The sequence below is a fragment of the Companilactobacillus paralimentarius DSM 13238 = JCM 10415 genome (assembly GCF_001434985.1).
Lineage (GTDB): Bacteria > Bacillota > Bacilli > Lactobacillales > Lactobacillaceae > Companilactobacillus > Companilactobacillus paralimentarius.
This window is the reverse complement of sequence record NZ_AZES01000040.1, coordinates 1-13,140: the sequence shown is the minus strand read 5'-3', so window position 1 is coordinate 13,140 and position 13,140 is coordinate 1. Positions and strand designations below refer to the sequence as shown.

13 protein-coding genes are annotated in these 13,140 nt (G+C 33.2%); 5 read left to right on the top strand and 8 right to left on the bottom strand.

What is annotated here, in order from left to right:
- Window positions 1–241: 241 nt before the first annotated feature.
- The 7 genes from FD33_RS04625 to FD33_RS04595 form a co-directional block, all read right to left on the bottom strand.
- Window positions 242–1,549 carry a zinc ribbon domain-containing protein gene (locus FD33_RS04625; protein ID WP_056955795.1) on the bottom strand — a complete coding sequence of 436 codons (1,308 nt, stop codon included), beginning with the start codon at window positions 1,547–1,549 and terminating at the stop codon, window positions 242–244.
- Window positions 1,550–1,801: 252 nt separating this feature from the next.
- Window positions 1,802–2,095, bottom strand: a complete 294-nt coding sequence (locus FD33_RS04620) for a PTS sugar transporter subunit IIB (protein WP_025086090.1) — start codon at window positions 2,093–2,095, stop codon at window positions 1,802–1,804.
- Window positions 2,096–2,111: 16 nt separating this feature from the next.
- Window positions 2,112–3,452 (bottom strand): PTS galactitol transporter subunit IIC, encoded by a 1,341-nt coding sequence (locus tag FD33_RS04615; protein WP_025086089.1) that lies wholly within the window; start codon window positions 3,450–3,452, stop codon window positions 2,112–2,114.
- A gap of 35 nt (window positions 3,453–3,487) precedes the next feature.
- The gene (locus FD33_RS04610) at window positions 3,488–3,934 is read right to left on the bottom strand and encodes a PTS sugar transporter subunit IIA (RefSeq protein ID WP_025086088.1); all 447 of its coding nucleotides are present in this window, start codon (window positions 3,932–3,934) and stop codon (window positions 3,488–3,490) included.
- A gap of 2 nt (window positions 3,935–3,936) precedes the next feature.
- Window positions 3,937–4,329, bottom strand: a complete 393-nt coding sequence (locus tag FD33_RS04605; RefSeq protein ID WP_025086087.1) for a PTS sugar transporter subunit IIA — start codon at window positions 4,327–4,329, stop codon at window positions 3,937–3,939.
- Window positions 4,322–5,776 carry a BglG family transcription antiterminator gene (locus FD33_RS04600; protein WP_025086086.1) on the bottom strand — a complete coding sequence of 485 codons (1,455 nt, stop codon included), beginning with the start codon at window positions 5,774–5,776 and terminating at the stop codon, window positions 4,322–4,324. The genes FD33_RS04605 and FD33_RS04600 overlap by 8 nt, the downstream gene beginning before the upstream one ends.
- A 369-nt stretch (window positions 5,777–6,145) precedes the next feature.
- A complete protein-coding gene (locus tag FD33_RS04595) occupies window positions 6,146–6,898 on the bottom strand; it encodes a tyrosine-protein phosphatase (RefSeq protein ID WP_051564303.1) in 753 nt (250 codons plus the stop codon).
- Window positions 6,899–6,965: 67 nt separating this feature from the next.
- Here FD33_RS04595 and FD33_RS04590 point away from each other — a divergent pair, with 67 nt between their 5' ends.
- Entirely contained in the window at window positions 6,966–7,730 is a 765-nt protein-coding gene (locus tag FD33_RS04590) for a glycosyltransferase family 2 protein (protein WP_034544396.1), read from the top strand.
- 506 nt (window positions 7,731–8,236) lie between these two features.
- Here the strand turns inward: FD33_RS04590 and FD33_RS04585 are convergent.
- A complete protein-coding gene (locus FD33_RS04585; RefSeq protein ID WP_056955794.1) occupies window positions 8,237–10,153 on the bottom strand; it encodes an ATP-binding cassette domain-containing protein in 1,917 nt (638 codons plus the stop codon).
- Between the two features lie 373 nt (window positions 10,154–10,526).
- On the opposite strand from FD33_RS04585, the gene FD33_RS12630 reads away from it, so the two are divergent.
- The 4 genes from FD33_RS12630 to FD33_RS04570 all read left to right on the top strand — a co-directional run bounded on the left by FD33_RS12630 (window position 10,527) and on the right by FD33_RS04570 (window position 13,090).
- On the top strand, window positions 10,527–10,685 hold the full coding sequence (locus tag FD33_RS12630) for a hypothetical protein (RefSeq protein ID WP_156407825.1): 159 nt from the start codon (window positions 10,527–10,529) through the stop codon (window positions 10,683–10,685).
- Between the two features lie 84 nt (window positions 10,686–10,769).
- Window positions 10,770–11,435: a GyrI-like domain-containing protein gene (locus FD33_RS04580; RefSeq protein WP_162256977.1), complete on the top strand. Its 666-nt coding sequence runs from the start codon at window positions 10,770–10,772 to the stop codon at window positions 11,433–11,435.
- 193 nt (window positions 11,436–11,628) lie between these two features.
- A complete protein-coding gene (locus tag FD33_RS04575; protein WP_025086292.1) occupies window positions 11,629–12,591 on the top strand; it encodes a helix-turn-helix transcriptional regulator in 963 nt (320 codons plus the stop codon).
- Window positions 12,592–12,604: 13 nt separating this feature from the next.
- Window positions 12,605–13,090, top strand: a complete 486-nt coding sequence (locus FD33_RS04570; protein ID WP_034544495.1) for an MFS transporter — start codon at window positions 12,605–12,607, stop codon at window positions 13,088–13,090.
- The last annotated feature ends 50 nt before the right edge of the window (window positions 13,091–13,140 follow it).

Here is a 13,140-nt window from a genome sequence, read left to right as displayed (position 1 = left end):
TACAAAAATAGAGTTGATGGCAAAATGCCTATCAACTCTATTTATCGTACAGCCGATAAAAATAAGAAACCTTTTTATATTTTTGTTGATATGTCTATTAAATTTCACGAAATCACCTCCAATATACTACTATCTAAAATAATTATATTAAAAAGGTTATTGGAAAATAATTCGATCTGCACAAAATATTTTTTACTAATTTGATATGTGATTTAACATAAAAAAATAAACCCCTGAGGGTTTATTTTATTCTGGGACGTAATGAATATGACATCAATAGGGAAACAATTGATGTAACTAAGATCACATAGAAACTAGTCCCAAATGATCCATTAGTTGTCACAGCTACTTGTCCGGTAATAGCGGTTGAGTTTACCAAGCCAGCATAAAGTGCTCCGTAAAGTGCTGCATATAAGATAGTAGGTAGAACTGTGAAAATTCTAACCAATCTGATTGTGCCACGTTTTCTAAAGTTAGCGGCAATTAGGGTAATAATTGGTGATAGGAAGCAGATAATACGGATAGCTGAAAATCCATTAGTGATCCAAATTGATTGGGCTCCAATATTAGCCGTGTAATTAGCAGCTGTAGAAATAGTACTTGATAGGGAGACACCATTTAAAAATGGTCCACCAATAGATGCAATGAAACCAATAATAGAAGAAACAATAATTATCTTTTGAGTAGTTGTCTTCTTATTGGAATTAAGTCTTTCGGCCGCAACATCTCTCTTATTGTGAACAGGCTTTTGGTAATGTTCCTCAGTATAATTGTCGTCAGGATCATCTGAATCCTTTTTCTTCAAAGAAGTTTCACGCTTTAAAGCTTTATTAGCGCCAGTTTCGTTACCATGGCGTAATTGAGATAATAAGAACCAAGCAATAAGGACAATGGCTAAGGCAATGAATCCATAGTTACGTTTGAATACTAATAGGATTGCTACGATAATAATGGCAATGATGCTTACAAAAGCATTATTTTTAGCAAACTTTATCATGTTGTGGATAAAGCCGTCATTAGGATCATCTTGCTCAGCAGCTTGTTTAGCTCTAGCAGCGCGTAATTCACTTTTAGTAGGTTTGAAAGGATCACTTAATGGTTCTTTAATTGGATCTTCAAAGGTATTAGCTTTGTATGGCTTTTGAGAAATAGGATTAAAATCATTCTTGTTATAAACTTGTGTTCGATCATCTAAAGGTTCAGCGGCATTTGCCTTCTTAAAAGATGAACGATCAGCTTGCTTAAAAGTTTTCATTTCTGGTTCTGAATGGGAAGGTTCTTGTTTATGAGGCTCAACTTCGGATTCAGATTTGGTATTGCTGTATTCTCGTTGTTGAGCAGGAGCTTGTTGTAAAACAGGTTTCTCCTCAGTTTTTTTAGTTGAAGGATCTTCTTGATTTAATTCTTTTTCAATTTCAGACAGAGAACGAATTGAGTCGTCGTCTTTAGTCTCTGTTGTTTCAGTATTTTTCTTTTTTAGGGCCCAACCACAGTTATCGCAAAATTTTTGATCTGGTTCAACTTTGTGGCCACAATTTGGACAAAACATTATTTGCATTCCTCCATTATGTTGACAAAATAAGTATACAAGACACTGTTATGTATATGAAGACATTTGATAAAAGTTCACAAAAAGGTCACATGTTGTATATATACATCCGAAACTTAATTATACAAAATATTGTTAAAGTTTGCTTAAAAATATCTTATCACTAATATTATATTTGTTTTTGATATAAGGAAAGTATATAAAAAGCATCGAAATCTTAATGGGATTTCGATGCTTTATTATTATGTCTAATTAAGCCTCAATTTTAGCTTTGATTTCTTCGAAAACCTTATCAGCACCGATTCCTGTCAATAAAGGAACACCGTTGATAACTTTATCCTTGATTGAACTTGGAACCATTGTTGTTGAAACAACAATATCATATTCGTCATTACCGATAGCGCTAACTTCATCAGCAATTTTTGATTGTAGGAAGTGAACTTCAGAGCTTAATCCTTGTTCTTCCAAATAGCTTTTGATTTTACCTGTAGCAACGGTAGAAGTAGCAATACCAGTACCACAAACGACCATAAGTGATTTTGCCATGTTTTAAACCTTCTTTTTAATTATTTTCTGCGGCGACTTTCTTGTCATGAAACTTGTTAAGCCAGATCATTAAGGCAAGAACGACAATACCTAAACCTATTATACCTGTCCAAGTCATCAATTTGCCAAGTCCGACGATCATTAATGTTGTCCAAGTACCACCATCGGAAAGGATTGAGATAGAAGTTGCACCTTTCATTGCAAAATGGGCTGATTTAGCAGTGATTGTAAGTAGTGGAGCAGCCCAGGAAGCAATTAATAATGAAATGGCGATATCAATAATACCACCGATAACGATTCTAAAGACGTTACCACCAAAGACAGCAGCCATAACGGCAACCATAAATGGAATTGTTGCTAAATCACCGAAAGGTAGAACTCTGTTACCAGGTAAGATAACGGCAATTAATAGTGAAAGTGGAACAAGTACTAGAGATGCAGATAGAACGGCTTCTTGACCAACAGCCAAAGCTGAATCCATTCCGATGTAAAGGCTGCGTCCAGGGAATTTCTTTTGAACCAAAGTATTAGCCGCTTCAGAAATAGGTTGTAGACCTTCCATTAAAAGAGCAACCATCTTAGGCATTAAAATCAAAACAGCAGCTGTTGACATGCCTAAGTTCAAAATTTTTGTGACATTGTATTGAGCAAGGGCACCAATAACGATACCAATGATTAGACCCATAACGGCTGAATCACCGAAAATACCAAGTCTTTTTTGAATTGTTTCAGGAGTCCAGTGAATATTTTTAACACCAGGAATACGATCTAGTAGCCAGTTAATTGGCAAAGCTAGAACAAATCCTGGGGCTGAAGCACCTTGTGGGAAAGAAATACCTGCAAGGCCATAATGTTTTTGAATAGTTGGAGCAGCAAGGTCAGCTAAGAAGTAGATCCACATTGCGTGAACAACCATTGTGGCCAGGCCTAAACCAAAATTCTTTGTTGCGGCAAAAACAAGTGAACCAGTGAAGGCGATGTGCCAATAATTCCATAAATCGACATCCAATGTTTTTGTAAGTCCAAAAATCAATAGAACAACGTTTAAAGCAACTCCAATAGGAATAGCTAAACTACCTAAAGTAGTACCATATGAAATTGCAGAAGCGGCAGGCCAACCAACATCAATAGTGTTCAAACTTAGATGAAAGTTTTTAACCATTGCTTGAGCTGCGGGACCAAGATTATCAGTCAATAGTCCGATAACCAAATTCAAACCGATAAAACCAATACCAACAGTAATAGCGGCTTTGAAGGCACGACCCGGTTTGATTCTAAGAATTAGTGCGAAAACGAATAATAACATTGGTAAGAATACTGTAGGACCAGCACTCAATAACCATTTAATAACAGCCATAATGACATCTCCTCATAATTTTTAAACCCTAAAAATTAAAGATCATTTTCTTTTAATACGTTAATGACAGTTTTTGAATCTTTGGCAGCAATTAATTCAGCTACAGCAGTCTCGTTTTGAATTAATGCCATCAATTTTTGTAATGTTTCAAGTTGAGCATGTGGTTCTTTCAAAGCTAACATAAAAATTAATTTAGCTTCGACATCAGCTCCATCTCCCATTTGCAAAAATTTAACTGGTTGAGCCAAACGAGCAATGGCGATCTGTGGTTTGTTAACGTGGATGGCATCGGTATGTGGAATTGCAATACCACAACTTGGTGCATTTAGACCAGTTGGAAATTCTTCTTCACGTTTAATAATGGCGTCCTTGTAACTTTCTTTAACGACATTCTTTTTAATTAGTTCATCAGAAACTATCGATAAAGCTTCAGTGCTATCTTTTGGTGTAATGTCCAGCAAAACAATTTCTTCGTCAAACATTTTTATCCCCCCTCTACAATTCTCTGTAGATCATTAATATTTCTACAGTTGCGTAATTTATCTAATCCTGCGTCATTTAAAATACGATTTAAGAACTCTTCCAAATTCTTATCAAGATATACAACATTTAAAATTATAAACAAAGATGTAGCATAATAATTATTTATTTTATAATTCACTAAAATAATTCCTTGTTCCTGACCATCATATTCGATATGTGGTAGATCAAAATTGGTCCCAATCTCAACAGAACCTAAGTTTTCTCGTTCAATAATCTTAGTTAAAACACTCTCAGCCCCAATGTCGTAAAGTGTTTCTACCTTTTTACTGATAAATTGATTCAACTCTTGTTTTGAGTTGATATTATCGAGTTGAAAATAATTGTACTTAAACATTTAAAAATGACTTAACCCTTTGCAAATCTAATTCGTTGAGTAGGGGACTGACTACAACGATAGGAACTTTGCTCTGTTCAGGAATAGCTACAGTACTGATAATAAGATCGGCTTCGGCGTTATATTTAGCCATATCCTCACGATAGCTATAGGAAGAAATCACATCAGTAATATTCAAATTAGGAATGGCGTTCAATAATTTAGTTCTAAGTAATTGAGCTGTACCAATACCAGTAGTGCACATCAGTAAAATTTTATTTGTTTTAGCGCTTTCTTCAATAGCCTTAACCACATATAAAGTGATAAAACTAATTTCATCTTCCGATAATTTCAGTTGATATTCCTTCATTGTATAGTCATCAACAATTTGCTTGGTTTGCTGAAATTCTGAACTATAACTGTCTTTAATTTCATCGACCAAAGGATTGACGACAACCAAATTTGATTTTAAGCGATTAAGCATTGGCTTGATATGAGCACATAAATCTGTTAATAAATGCTGTTTGTTGATAATTCTTTGGAAAGGATAATGATTGATAATTTCGTTAGCAAAATCAATTACAGGCTTTTCAAACTGGGTGGTAGGCGCGGCGTTGTTAATTTGTTGAATATCATTGCTGTGCATGTAACGAAGTGACAACAGATATTGAGACAAATAGATGATCTCGCTGGCATCAATTGTGCGATTTGTGTATCGAGAAATATTTTCAATGATTAAGCGAGCCGTTTCATAAAATTGATCATACTTAATATCGGTTGTTTCGATTTTCTTCGGTTTACTTGCATGAGCAGATGATCTAATTCTTCCCATTAAAATATATAAATGAGAAAAAATATTTAAAGTATAAGGATCAACAAGTACTACATTAAGTTCATCTTGAATCAAAGTTAGTTGAGTAATCAGAAAGCCTCGATCGTTATCATTAATGGAAGGAAAAATTTCTGAAATGGAAGTGAAACCTTCAGAGACGGCTCCTTTACGAATCAGGAAGAAATTTAATGCCTGACGAATATCGATTTCATTACCGATAACAATTAAGTGACCATTTTTACGAGTGATTTTAATTTTAAATTTGTCGATACTAGAATTTATTTTTTGAATCTCTTTGTTTAAAGCCGATTCGGAAAGATAAAATTTATCGGCAGTCTTAAAAAATTTGGGTCCGGTAGGTTGATTGAAAAGAATATAGACTCCAATAGCATAAGTTCGCTTTTTGTTTTCATTTAAATCATCGAAGTTCTCGGTCAATTCAGAATCACTACCGGGTTCGATGGTATAACCTAAACCACGTTGCGAAGTTATGATTTCTCTGTCATGATTTATCCTTTTGATAGTTCGATAGATTGTTTTGGTGGATACATTCAGTTCTTTGGCTAAATCTGTGGATTTGATATAGCCAGTATTCTTAGAAAGGAACAAAATTACTTTCTTTGCGAGTGGATCCATGGTATTCCTCCTTCTTAACTATAATTATATGACGATAAGTTTAATTATCTTATAAGAGAATGTCCATTGGAACGGACATCTAGAATTGCTTATATGCTCTTAATCGAAAAGACAAAAATCTAAGGAACGTATGTGTTCTAAGTGGTAAAACCACTAAGAGCACATAAAAAAACCTCATACAAGTACATGTATGAGGAAAACGACGTTTTGGTTTTGTATCAGTCAAATAAAGATAGATTATGCGTGGGAAGTCTGTAGGATTTGTAGTCAGATAAATCAGTGAGGTTACGTCTTCCCACTAATAATTATAACGAAAGCAAAATACTTCTTGCCAATCTAGTTTGATATAAAACAATATTAGATTAATTTTTACTCGGTATAAATTCGTTTGAGTTCGGCCAATTTAGTTTGGTCGATGCCCAAAGCTTTATCTAAATAGTTCTCGAAACTACCATAATAATGTTCAATGGCTTCAAAGACTGAAGTGATACTCTCTAAATCACCTTTGGTCATATTCATCTTGTTGATATCCTGATTACCATTGTCGTCATTCAAAGTGGCTTCGATTTCGTCACTATCTTGATACATTAGATTAGTTAATAGGTAGTCTTTAGTAATTATTTCGTCATCAACGCCTAAAGCTTTCAGAATTAAAAGGGCACCAATACCAGTTCTATCTTTACCAGCGGCACAGTGAAAGAGTAATGATTGATGATCTTGCTTATTATTGAGCAGGCGGTCGAAAAGAAATCTGTAAGCTTCTTGACCGTGTTTGTCTAAAACAACACTTTGGTAAATTAATCCTAGATAGGAATAGTCGCCATGATTGATAGCCCCAGCCAGCTTATCTCCATTACCAGTCAAAGGGTAGACGGGGTCAGAATAGATGCGATAGAAATTGGAAGTAACATCAGACCAGGTTTGTTGTTCCTGATTAGATCTAAAGTCGATAACATATTTTAAACCATACTTTTTAAGGTAGTTTAAAGAATTGGTTGTTAAATTACTTATATCCCCTGAACGAAGAAGCTTATTATATTTAATTGTCGTACTATCCTTAGTGGGATATCCACCAAGTTCACGTAAATTTATGGCACCTTCAAGATTTAAGATACGTTTCATTTTTATCCTCCCCTGTCTTGTTGCGTATTTTGGGTCATTAGAAGTAAAATAATATTTAAGGTGACTTATGGTGAAAAATAAACTTTCAATTATTATGACGGCTTATAACGTAGCTAGCTACATTTCTAGCTCGATTGAATCGGTAATCGCTCAGACTAATCGTAATTTTGACTTAATCATTGTGGACGATTGCTCTACAGATCAAACTCAGAAGATAATTCGCTCCTATGAAGAAAAGTATGATTGGATCTCTGTTGTTTGCCACAAACAAAATGCAGGTGTTTCAGCTGCCCGCAATACTGGATTAGCCAGTGCCGACGGTGACTTAGTAACGTTCATCGATGGAGATGATTGGGTTGAACCTGATTATGTAGAACACTTTCTCTCCAAATTTGAAGATTACGATGTAGATATGGTTACTTGCGGATTCTTTAATGAAGGCGAAAATGGCAAAGTAAAAAATAAAGTTTCAAGTCGACAAACTTCAATTGTTGGTCGAGATGAAGCAATCAAGCAAATAATCAGAATGACAGGTACTGTGATGGGATACACTTGGAACAAGGCCTACATTCGTTCGATTATTACTGATAATAATTTAAGATTCCAAACAGACTTAGATTTAATGGAAGATCAAGTTTTTAACGTTGAATATGCGACTGTCGCACGTCAATTTTATTTAGATAATCTTCCTTTATATCATTACATTTCTAGGAAAGACAGTATAACTAAACGTTTTGCCATGGAGAATGTGCGTGACGTTGGAGTCGCTAGAATGAAAGTTTACAAAGCAATTCGAGACAGCACTCGAAAAGAAAAAGATCAAATGGAGTAGTCGGGCTTAGCTCGGCTTTTTTTGTGCCTGAATTACAATTAAAGAATAGCACTTTATTGATTTTAGTATGTATTACTTTGCAAATTTATCTCTCTATAAGTAATAAATAACTGATTGTAGTGATTTACTAGTACATACAAAAACACTCGATTCCTTAGAAAAGAATTGGGTGCTTTTTCAGATTAAAAGTTTCTTAGTTTTATTGTTGGGAAAGGCTAATGTGCTTGTTAAACATATCTAATACATCGTTATCAATACTGTGGGTGATGACGAACAGAGTTAGATTCTTATCTTGAGTTAAGAGATTCATTACTTTATAAGCGTTATTTTTATCTAGTGCAGATGTTAAAGAATAGCACTTTATTGATTTTAGTATGTATTACTTTGCAAATTTATCTCTCTATAAGTAATAAATAACTGATTGTAGTGATTTACTAGTACATACAAAAACACTCGATTCCTTAGAAAAGAATTGGGTGCTTTTTCAGATTAAAAGTTTCTTAGTTTTATTGTTGGGAAAGGCTAATGTGCTTGTTAAACATATCTAATACATCGTTATCAATACTGTGGGTGATGACGAACAGAGTTAGATTCTTATCTTGAGTTAAGAGATTCATTACTTTATAAGCGTTATTTTTATCTAGTGCAGATGTTTCTTCATCTACTATAAGAATAGGACGCTTTCTTATAAAGAAGCGTGCCAGAGAGATTCTTTGCAGTTCTCCTCCTGAAAAAACCTCGTTTTCTGAACCGATTTGAGTATTTATTCCCTCTGGAAGTGATGCAACTTTCTCTGATAATTGTGCCTTTTTTATGGCTAAATCAATTTGTTCCGAATTATAGTTATCGTTGTACAAGGTGATATTTTTGGAAATGGTATCGTTAAAAATATGGTAATTCTGCGGTTGTAAACTAAAGATATTTAAGAACGAAATGTTATTAAATAAGGAATATTCTATATTATTTAACTTTATTGAACCATTATAGTTACTCAATCTACCATTCAAAAGATTTATCAGGGTGGCCTTGCCACTTCCACTTGGACCGGTAATTAATACCTTGTCACCCTTATTAACAGTTATATTAGGATATTTTATTTCTGTACCGTTCTTGTAAGTATATGATAAATCATGTAATTCGATGCTTTTGATGTTAGTTAGTGTATCTGAGTATTTTTCAGAACTATCAACAGAAATGTTTTTAGTTAAGGATACAAGCTTATCATTAATAGAAGAACCAGATTGTAATAGTATGATGCTATCTGTGGAAACTGAGACGGCTCCAAATAATTGGAAAGCAAGATTTCCCGCACTCATAACAACACCAATTGAAACGATATTTTTGATGGCTAAGTAACCCGCTAGGGCAATAATAATTGCTTGTGCGGCGATATTCATGAATGCACCAAATTGAATAGCCGTTTGTTGTGCTTTTCGTTGATCAACATATGAATCTTCTAGCGTATGAAAAGAATCACGAGTTTGATTCCAAAGTTGTGAGAGTGAGTTATTCCAGAGCAAATCAGAATATCCTTTGGTCCAATCGTTTAATTTCTTTAAAAGTTCATCGTTGCTATTCGAAATATTACTTGTTGTGGTTCGTAAGCTTTTTCCAACTAATTTTGGTAAAAGCATTAAGAGGACAGTCAGTATAATTGATAATAGGAAAAGGGACCAATGTAAAGAAATCAGGGCAATAGATGCAAATATTATTCCAAATATACAATTGAATAATTTGTAAAACCCCTTTAAATATTGCTGGTTAAACAAAAGAATGTCATTTGTAACAACATTGATTATATTGTCCGGATCTAACTTAGTTTTTAGAGCTCTTGACATTTGATTTTCTATGTATTTTTTACGGATGTCATGGTTTTCTCTTTGAATCAATTTCTCTTCAAGAATATTGGTATAGTAACCGGTAATCCAGTGAATCAAATACCCTAATATCATAGTACTTAAAAGTATAATAAATAGTGTTACTTTACGTGCAACGATAGCATTGATAGCAAATATTAAAATTAAATTTGCTACTGTTTCAAGTGCATTTGTGGATGCAGTCAGAAGAGTAACCAGGAGCATTAGAGTGGGATGCTTTTTAACTATTTTTTTATCATAATAATTTTTATTCCTCTGCAATTCTAAAAATATGTCAATGACATTGAATAATGAATCTGGACCATTAATTCCGTCGCTAAACATTTTTCTTGAGCTAAATTGAATGGACAATTCTTTGCCATCTTTAATGACCAAATATTGGATTGAATTTCGTAATTGTTCTTTAGCGGAGTACATTGTATTTTTAAACATATTATTGGTGCTGATTGTTAACATTATATTTGTAAGAGCAATTCCTCCCATTCTTTCCCAAAATTCTCCCGTTTTACAATAAGGAGAATCTATCGATTGTACGAATTGTTTCAATACTTCCCTTGAATTAAATAAGGAATAACTATATCTAATAGTTGTGAGTATTTCTCATGGATACAGGAAATATGTATCTTCCAAAAATCTGATAGTAGTTTTCTTTCGGGAAAACGAATAAATGTAAAAGCATTTTTAATAGTTATTAGTTTTTGAGATATATTTTGTGTTTTATATAGTTTTCATAAATTTCTCCGTGTAAATTCAATTTTATTTTTTTAATTATATTCAATGTTATATTAGAAAATAATTAAAAAAGACTTTATTTTTAATTATTTTTGTTTATAATAGTTGATAAATCAACGGGATGTGAAAATAAAGGAAGAAAATATCTGTTTTAAAAATTAAAGAAAAATTAAAATGAGATATAACTATGAAAAAACAAGCAATGGTAGAAACTGAAGAGAAGAGTACAAATATTATTTTGACAATTTTACCCGATATGACCGATAGTGGTGAAAAGGTTGAAGAAAATTCTGAAAATAATAGCATTTACGATTCAGGCTTTTGTTTCAAAACAAAAGATTGTTAATTAGGCTGAATTATTATATATTGATTTATCAATACTCATATTTATGATTATGACCAGTTATACGACTTACTATTTATATTAGGGATGAAGAGTTTGGGACTATCTTTGGATCATATTCGTGATTTGCAAGGGAAAAATAGTGTTCAAATGATGAATGATTTAATTGATGTTCAAGGGAAAATCGATAATAAAATAAATGAATTAAATAAAATACAATCTGTAATTATGAAAAAAGTCGTTGAAACTTCAGAATTAAAAGTAGAACCACATCAGCCAGTAGTGTTTAAACGTCCTAAAACAACTTTTTGGTGTTCTAGGCAAGCCGTTTCTTGTACGGAGGAAGAAATTGCAGAACTTTTCGGTGAATTTTATCAACAATTAGATAAATTAGCTTTGATGGATGGTAATCAGTCTGGATATCTAACTGATTTACCTAATCTCGATTCTAAAGCCTATCCTGATGCTTCGTTTCGCGTGATCAAAGAATCTACTACCAATAATAGTGGTAAAGCAATGCCTAAGGTTGAAAAACCATCGGGGGATTATGCGGTTATAAAAGTGGAAAATAGTACAACTGGTGTTTGTCAGGGATTAGATGAGTTAAAGAGCTTCTGTTCTAAGAATAAAATAATAGTTACTGCCGATATGTGGCAGATGAATACTAATTCCGTTTTAACGAATCGTGGTGGGTCTGAGTACCTATGGTTGGAATTTCAAATAGTAAGTGAATCTAATGTCAAAAGTTACTAGTAGTTTATGGGGAATTAAAATTATTTTCACCTAATAATTGGAATCAAGAAAGGCTAGCGGCATCTTTTAAAGTAGATGCTGCTTTTTTGCTATAAAAAATGATTAATACCCGCTATCAAAACATATTATCTTTGTCATTAACAGTAAGGTAAGATGTACCTTACTTTGGGTTTTAGATTAATGGGGAGAGATTATGGCTGGGGATAGCGAAAAAAAATTACCGAAGAGTTTAATTCGAATAATCGATATTTTGATGCGCTTATTACAGGGAGAAAGAATCAATTCAGATGACGCCGCTCAAACCTATAAGGTTAATCAACGAACAATATATCGAGATTTACAAATTATTAAAGAAAATCCTGTTTTCAACGCACATTATCGGATTCAATTTGATTGGCTGGAAAAGAATCGATTTGTAATTAATGACGAGAAAATCAGTACCAAAGAAGTTTTAGCGATTATACAAATAATTATCGGTACGAGATCTCTTTCTAAAAATGAAATTGATTCAATTATCAAAGATTTGCGAAGAGTAGTGGTTTCCGAGGATCAATATAAAATTGATAAATTCTTGAAGATCAATTATTTACCTGTTAAAACTAATGGGAAATTACTGGATTATATTGAAATGTTTACCAAATTTATTGAATTTCAAAGTGAAATCGAATTTACCTATCAAGGCAGCCTTCCTAATAGTGATACGAAGAGGCTGCGTCGCGGGATTCCTATTAGTCTATATTTCTCAGATCTTTATTTTTACGTTTTGATTTTTTCTGAGGAGAAAGGTTCAAGAGTATACCGATTAGATCGAATTCTTTCCTATGAGTTAACGAATAAATCGGTCAATGTTCCTCGTGAGAAATGGGAAGATGGTACTTCGATCCGCAACTTTACTTATTTACTAAATGGTGGTCGTAAGAGTTATTTCAAAATAAAATATAGAGGTTACCCATGGACGGCTTTAGACAGGTTACCTAATTCTAGAATAGTCAGTCATGAGTCTGATGGCAGCGTAATAATAGAGGGATATCTTTATGTACAAGGATTAAAACACTGGATATTAGGACAAGGTGATTATGTAAAAGTTTTGGAACCACAATCTTTGATAAAGGAAGTTAAAACGGAATTATTAAAGACATTGAATCAGTACAAATAGGGGGATTTTTTTGATGCACAAGAATATTTATATTAGATTCAGTGCTATTTTTTTCTTTTTCTTTTTAAGTTGGGCTGCAAGTTATACATTAATTTCCATTTGGATGGGACAAGTGTTGCATTTAAGTGGAGTTAAAATAGGCTTCTTATATAGTGTTAATGGGATTTTTACGTTGCTCTTGCAACCATTATATGGGTATTTTTTAGATAGATTAGGAATGCGTAAGAGTATTCTATTTTTCTTGAGCGGTATTTTAGTTTTGATGGGTCCTTTTTTTATTTATATTTATGGTCCACTTTTACAAAAGAATTTCCCGTTAGGAATAATTTTGGGAGGTATCTTTTTGAGTGGAAGTTATCTTGCCTCTATGGGAGCAGTCGAATCTTACATAGAAAAAGCCAGTAGAAAGTACAAATTTGAATATGGACATGTCAGAATGTGGGGTTCATTAGGTACCGCTATAGCCGCATTTTTTGCAGGCAGTATTTTTAATAGGTAGATTGCAACAATTAATCGAATTTTTCGGACAAGTCACCAAAGAAGACTTGG

Excerpts from the sequence above, each read along its gene's own strand:
- FD33_RS04625 (WP_056955795.1), bottom strand. The coding sequence starts at position 1,549 with ATGTTTTGTCCAAATTGTGGCCACAAAGTTGAACCAGATCAAAAATTT.
- FD33_RS04620 (WP_025086090.1), bottom strand. The coding sequence starts at position 2,095 with ATGGCAAAATCACTTATGGTCGTTTGTGGTACTGGTATTGCTACTTCT.
- FD33_RS04615 (WP_025086089.1), bottom strand. The coding sequence starts at position 3,452 with ATGGCTGTTATTAAATGGTTATTGAGTGCTGGTCCTACAGTATTCTTA.
- FD33_RS04610 (WP_025086088.1), bottom strand. The coding sequence starts at position 3,934 with ATGTTTGACGAAGAAATTGTTTTGCTGGACATTACACCAAAAGATAGC.
- FD33_RS04605 (WP_025086087.1), bottom strand. The coding sequence starts at position 4,329 with ATGTTTAAGTACAATTATTTTCAACTCGATAATATCAACTCAAAACAA.
- FD33_RS04600 (WP_025086086.1), bottom strand. The coding sequence starts at position 5,776 with ATGGATCCACTCGCAAAGAAAGTAATTTTGTTCCTTTCTAAGAATACT.
- FD33_RS04595 (WP_051564303.1), bottom strand. The coding sequence starts at position 6,898 with ATGAAACGTATCTTAAATCTTGAAGGTGCCATAAATTTACGTGAACTT.
- FD33_RS04590 (WP_034544396.1), top strand. The coding sequence starts at position 6,966 with ATGGTGAAAAATAAACTTTCAATTATTATGACGGCTTATAACGTAGCT.
- FD33_RS12630 (WP_156407825.1), top strand. The coding sequence starts at position 10,527 with ATGAAAAAACAAGCAATGGTAGAAACTGAAGAGAAGAGTACAAATATT.
- FD33_RS04580 (WP_162256977.1), top strand. The coding sequence starts at position 10,770 with ATGAAGAGTTTGGGACTATCTTTGGATCATATTCGTGATTTGCAAGGG.
- FD33_RS04575 (WP_025086292.1), top strand. The coding sequence starts at position 11,629 with ATGGCTGGGGATAGCGAAAAAAAATTACCGAAGAGTTTAATTCGAATA.
- FD33_RS04570 (WP_034544495.1), top strand. The coding sequence starts at position 12,605 with ATGCACAAGAATATTTATATTAGATTCAGTGCTATTTTTTTCTTTTTC.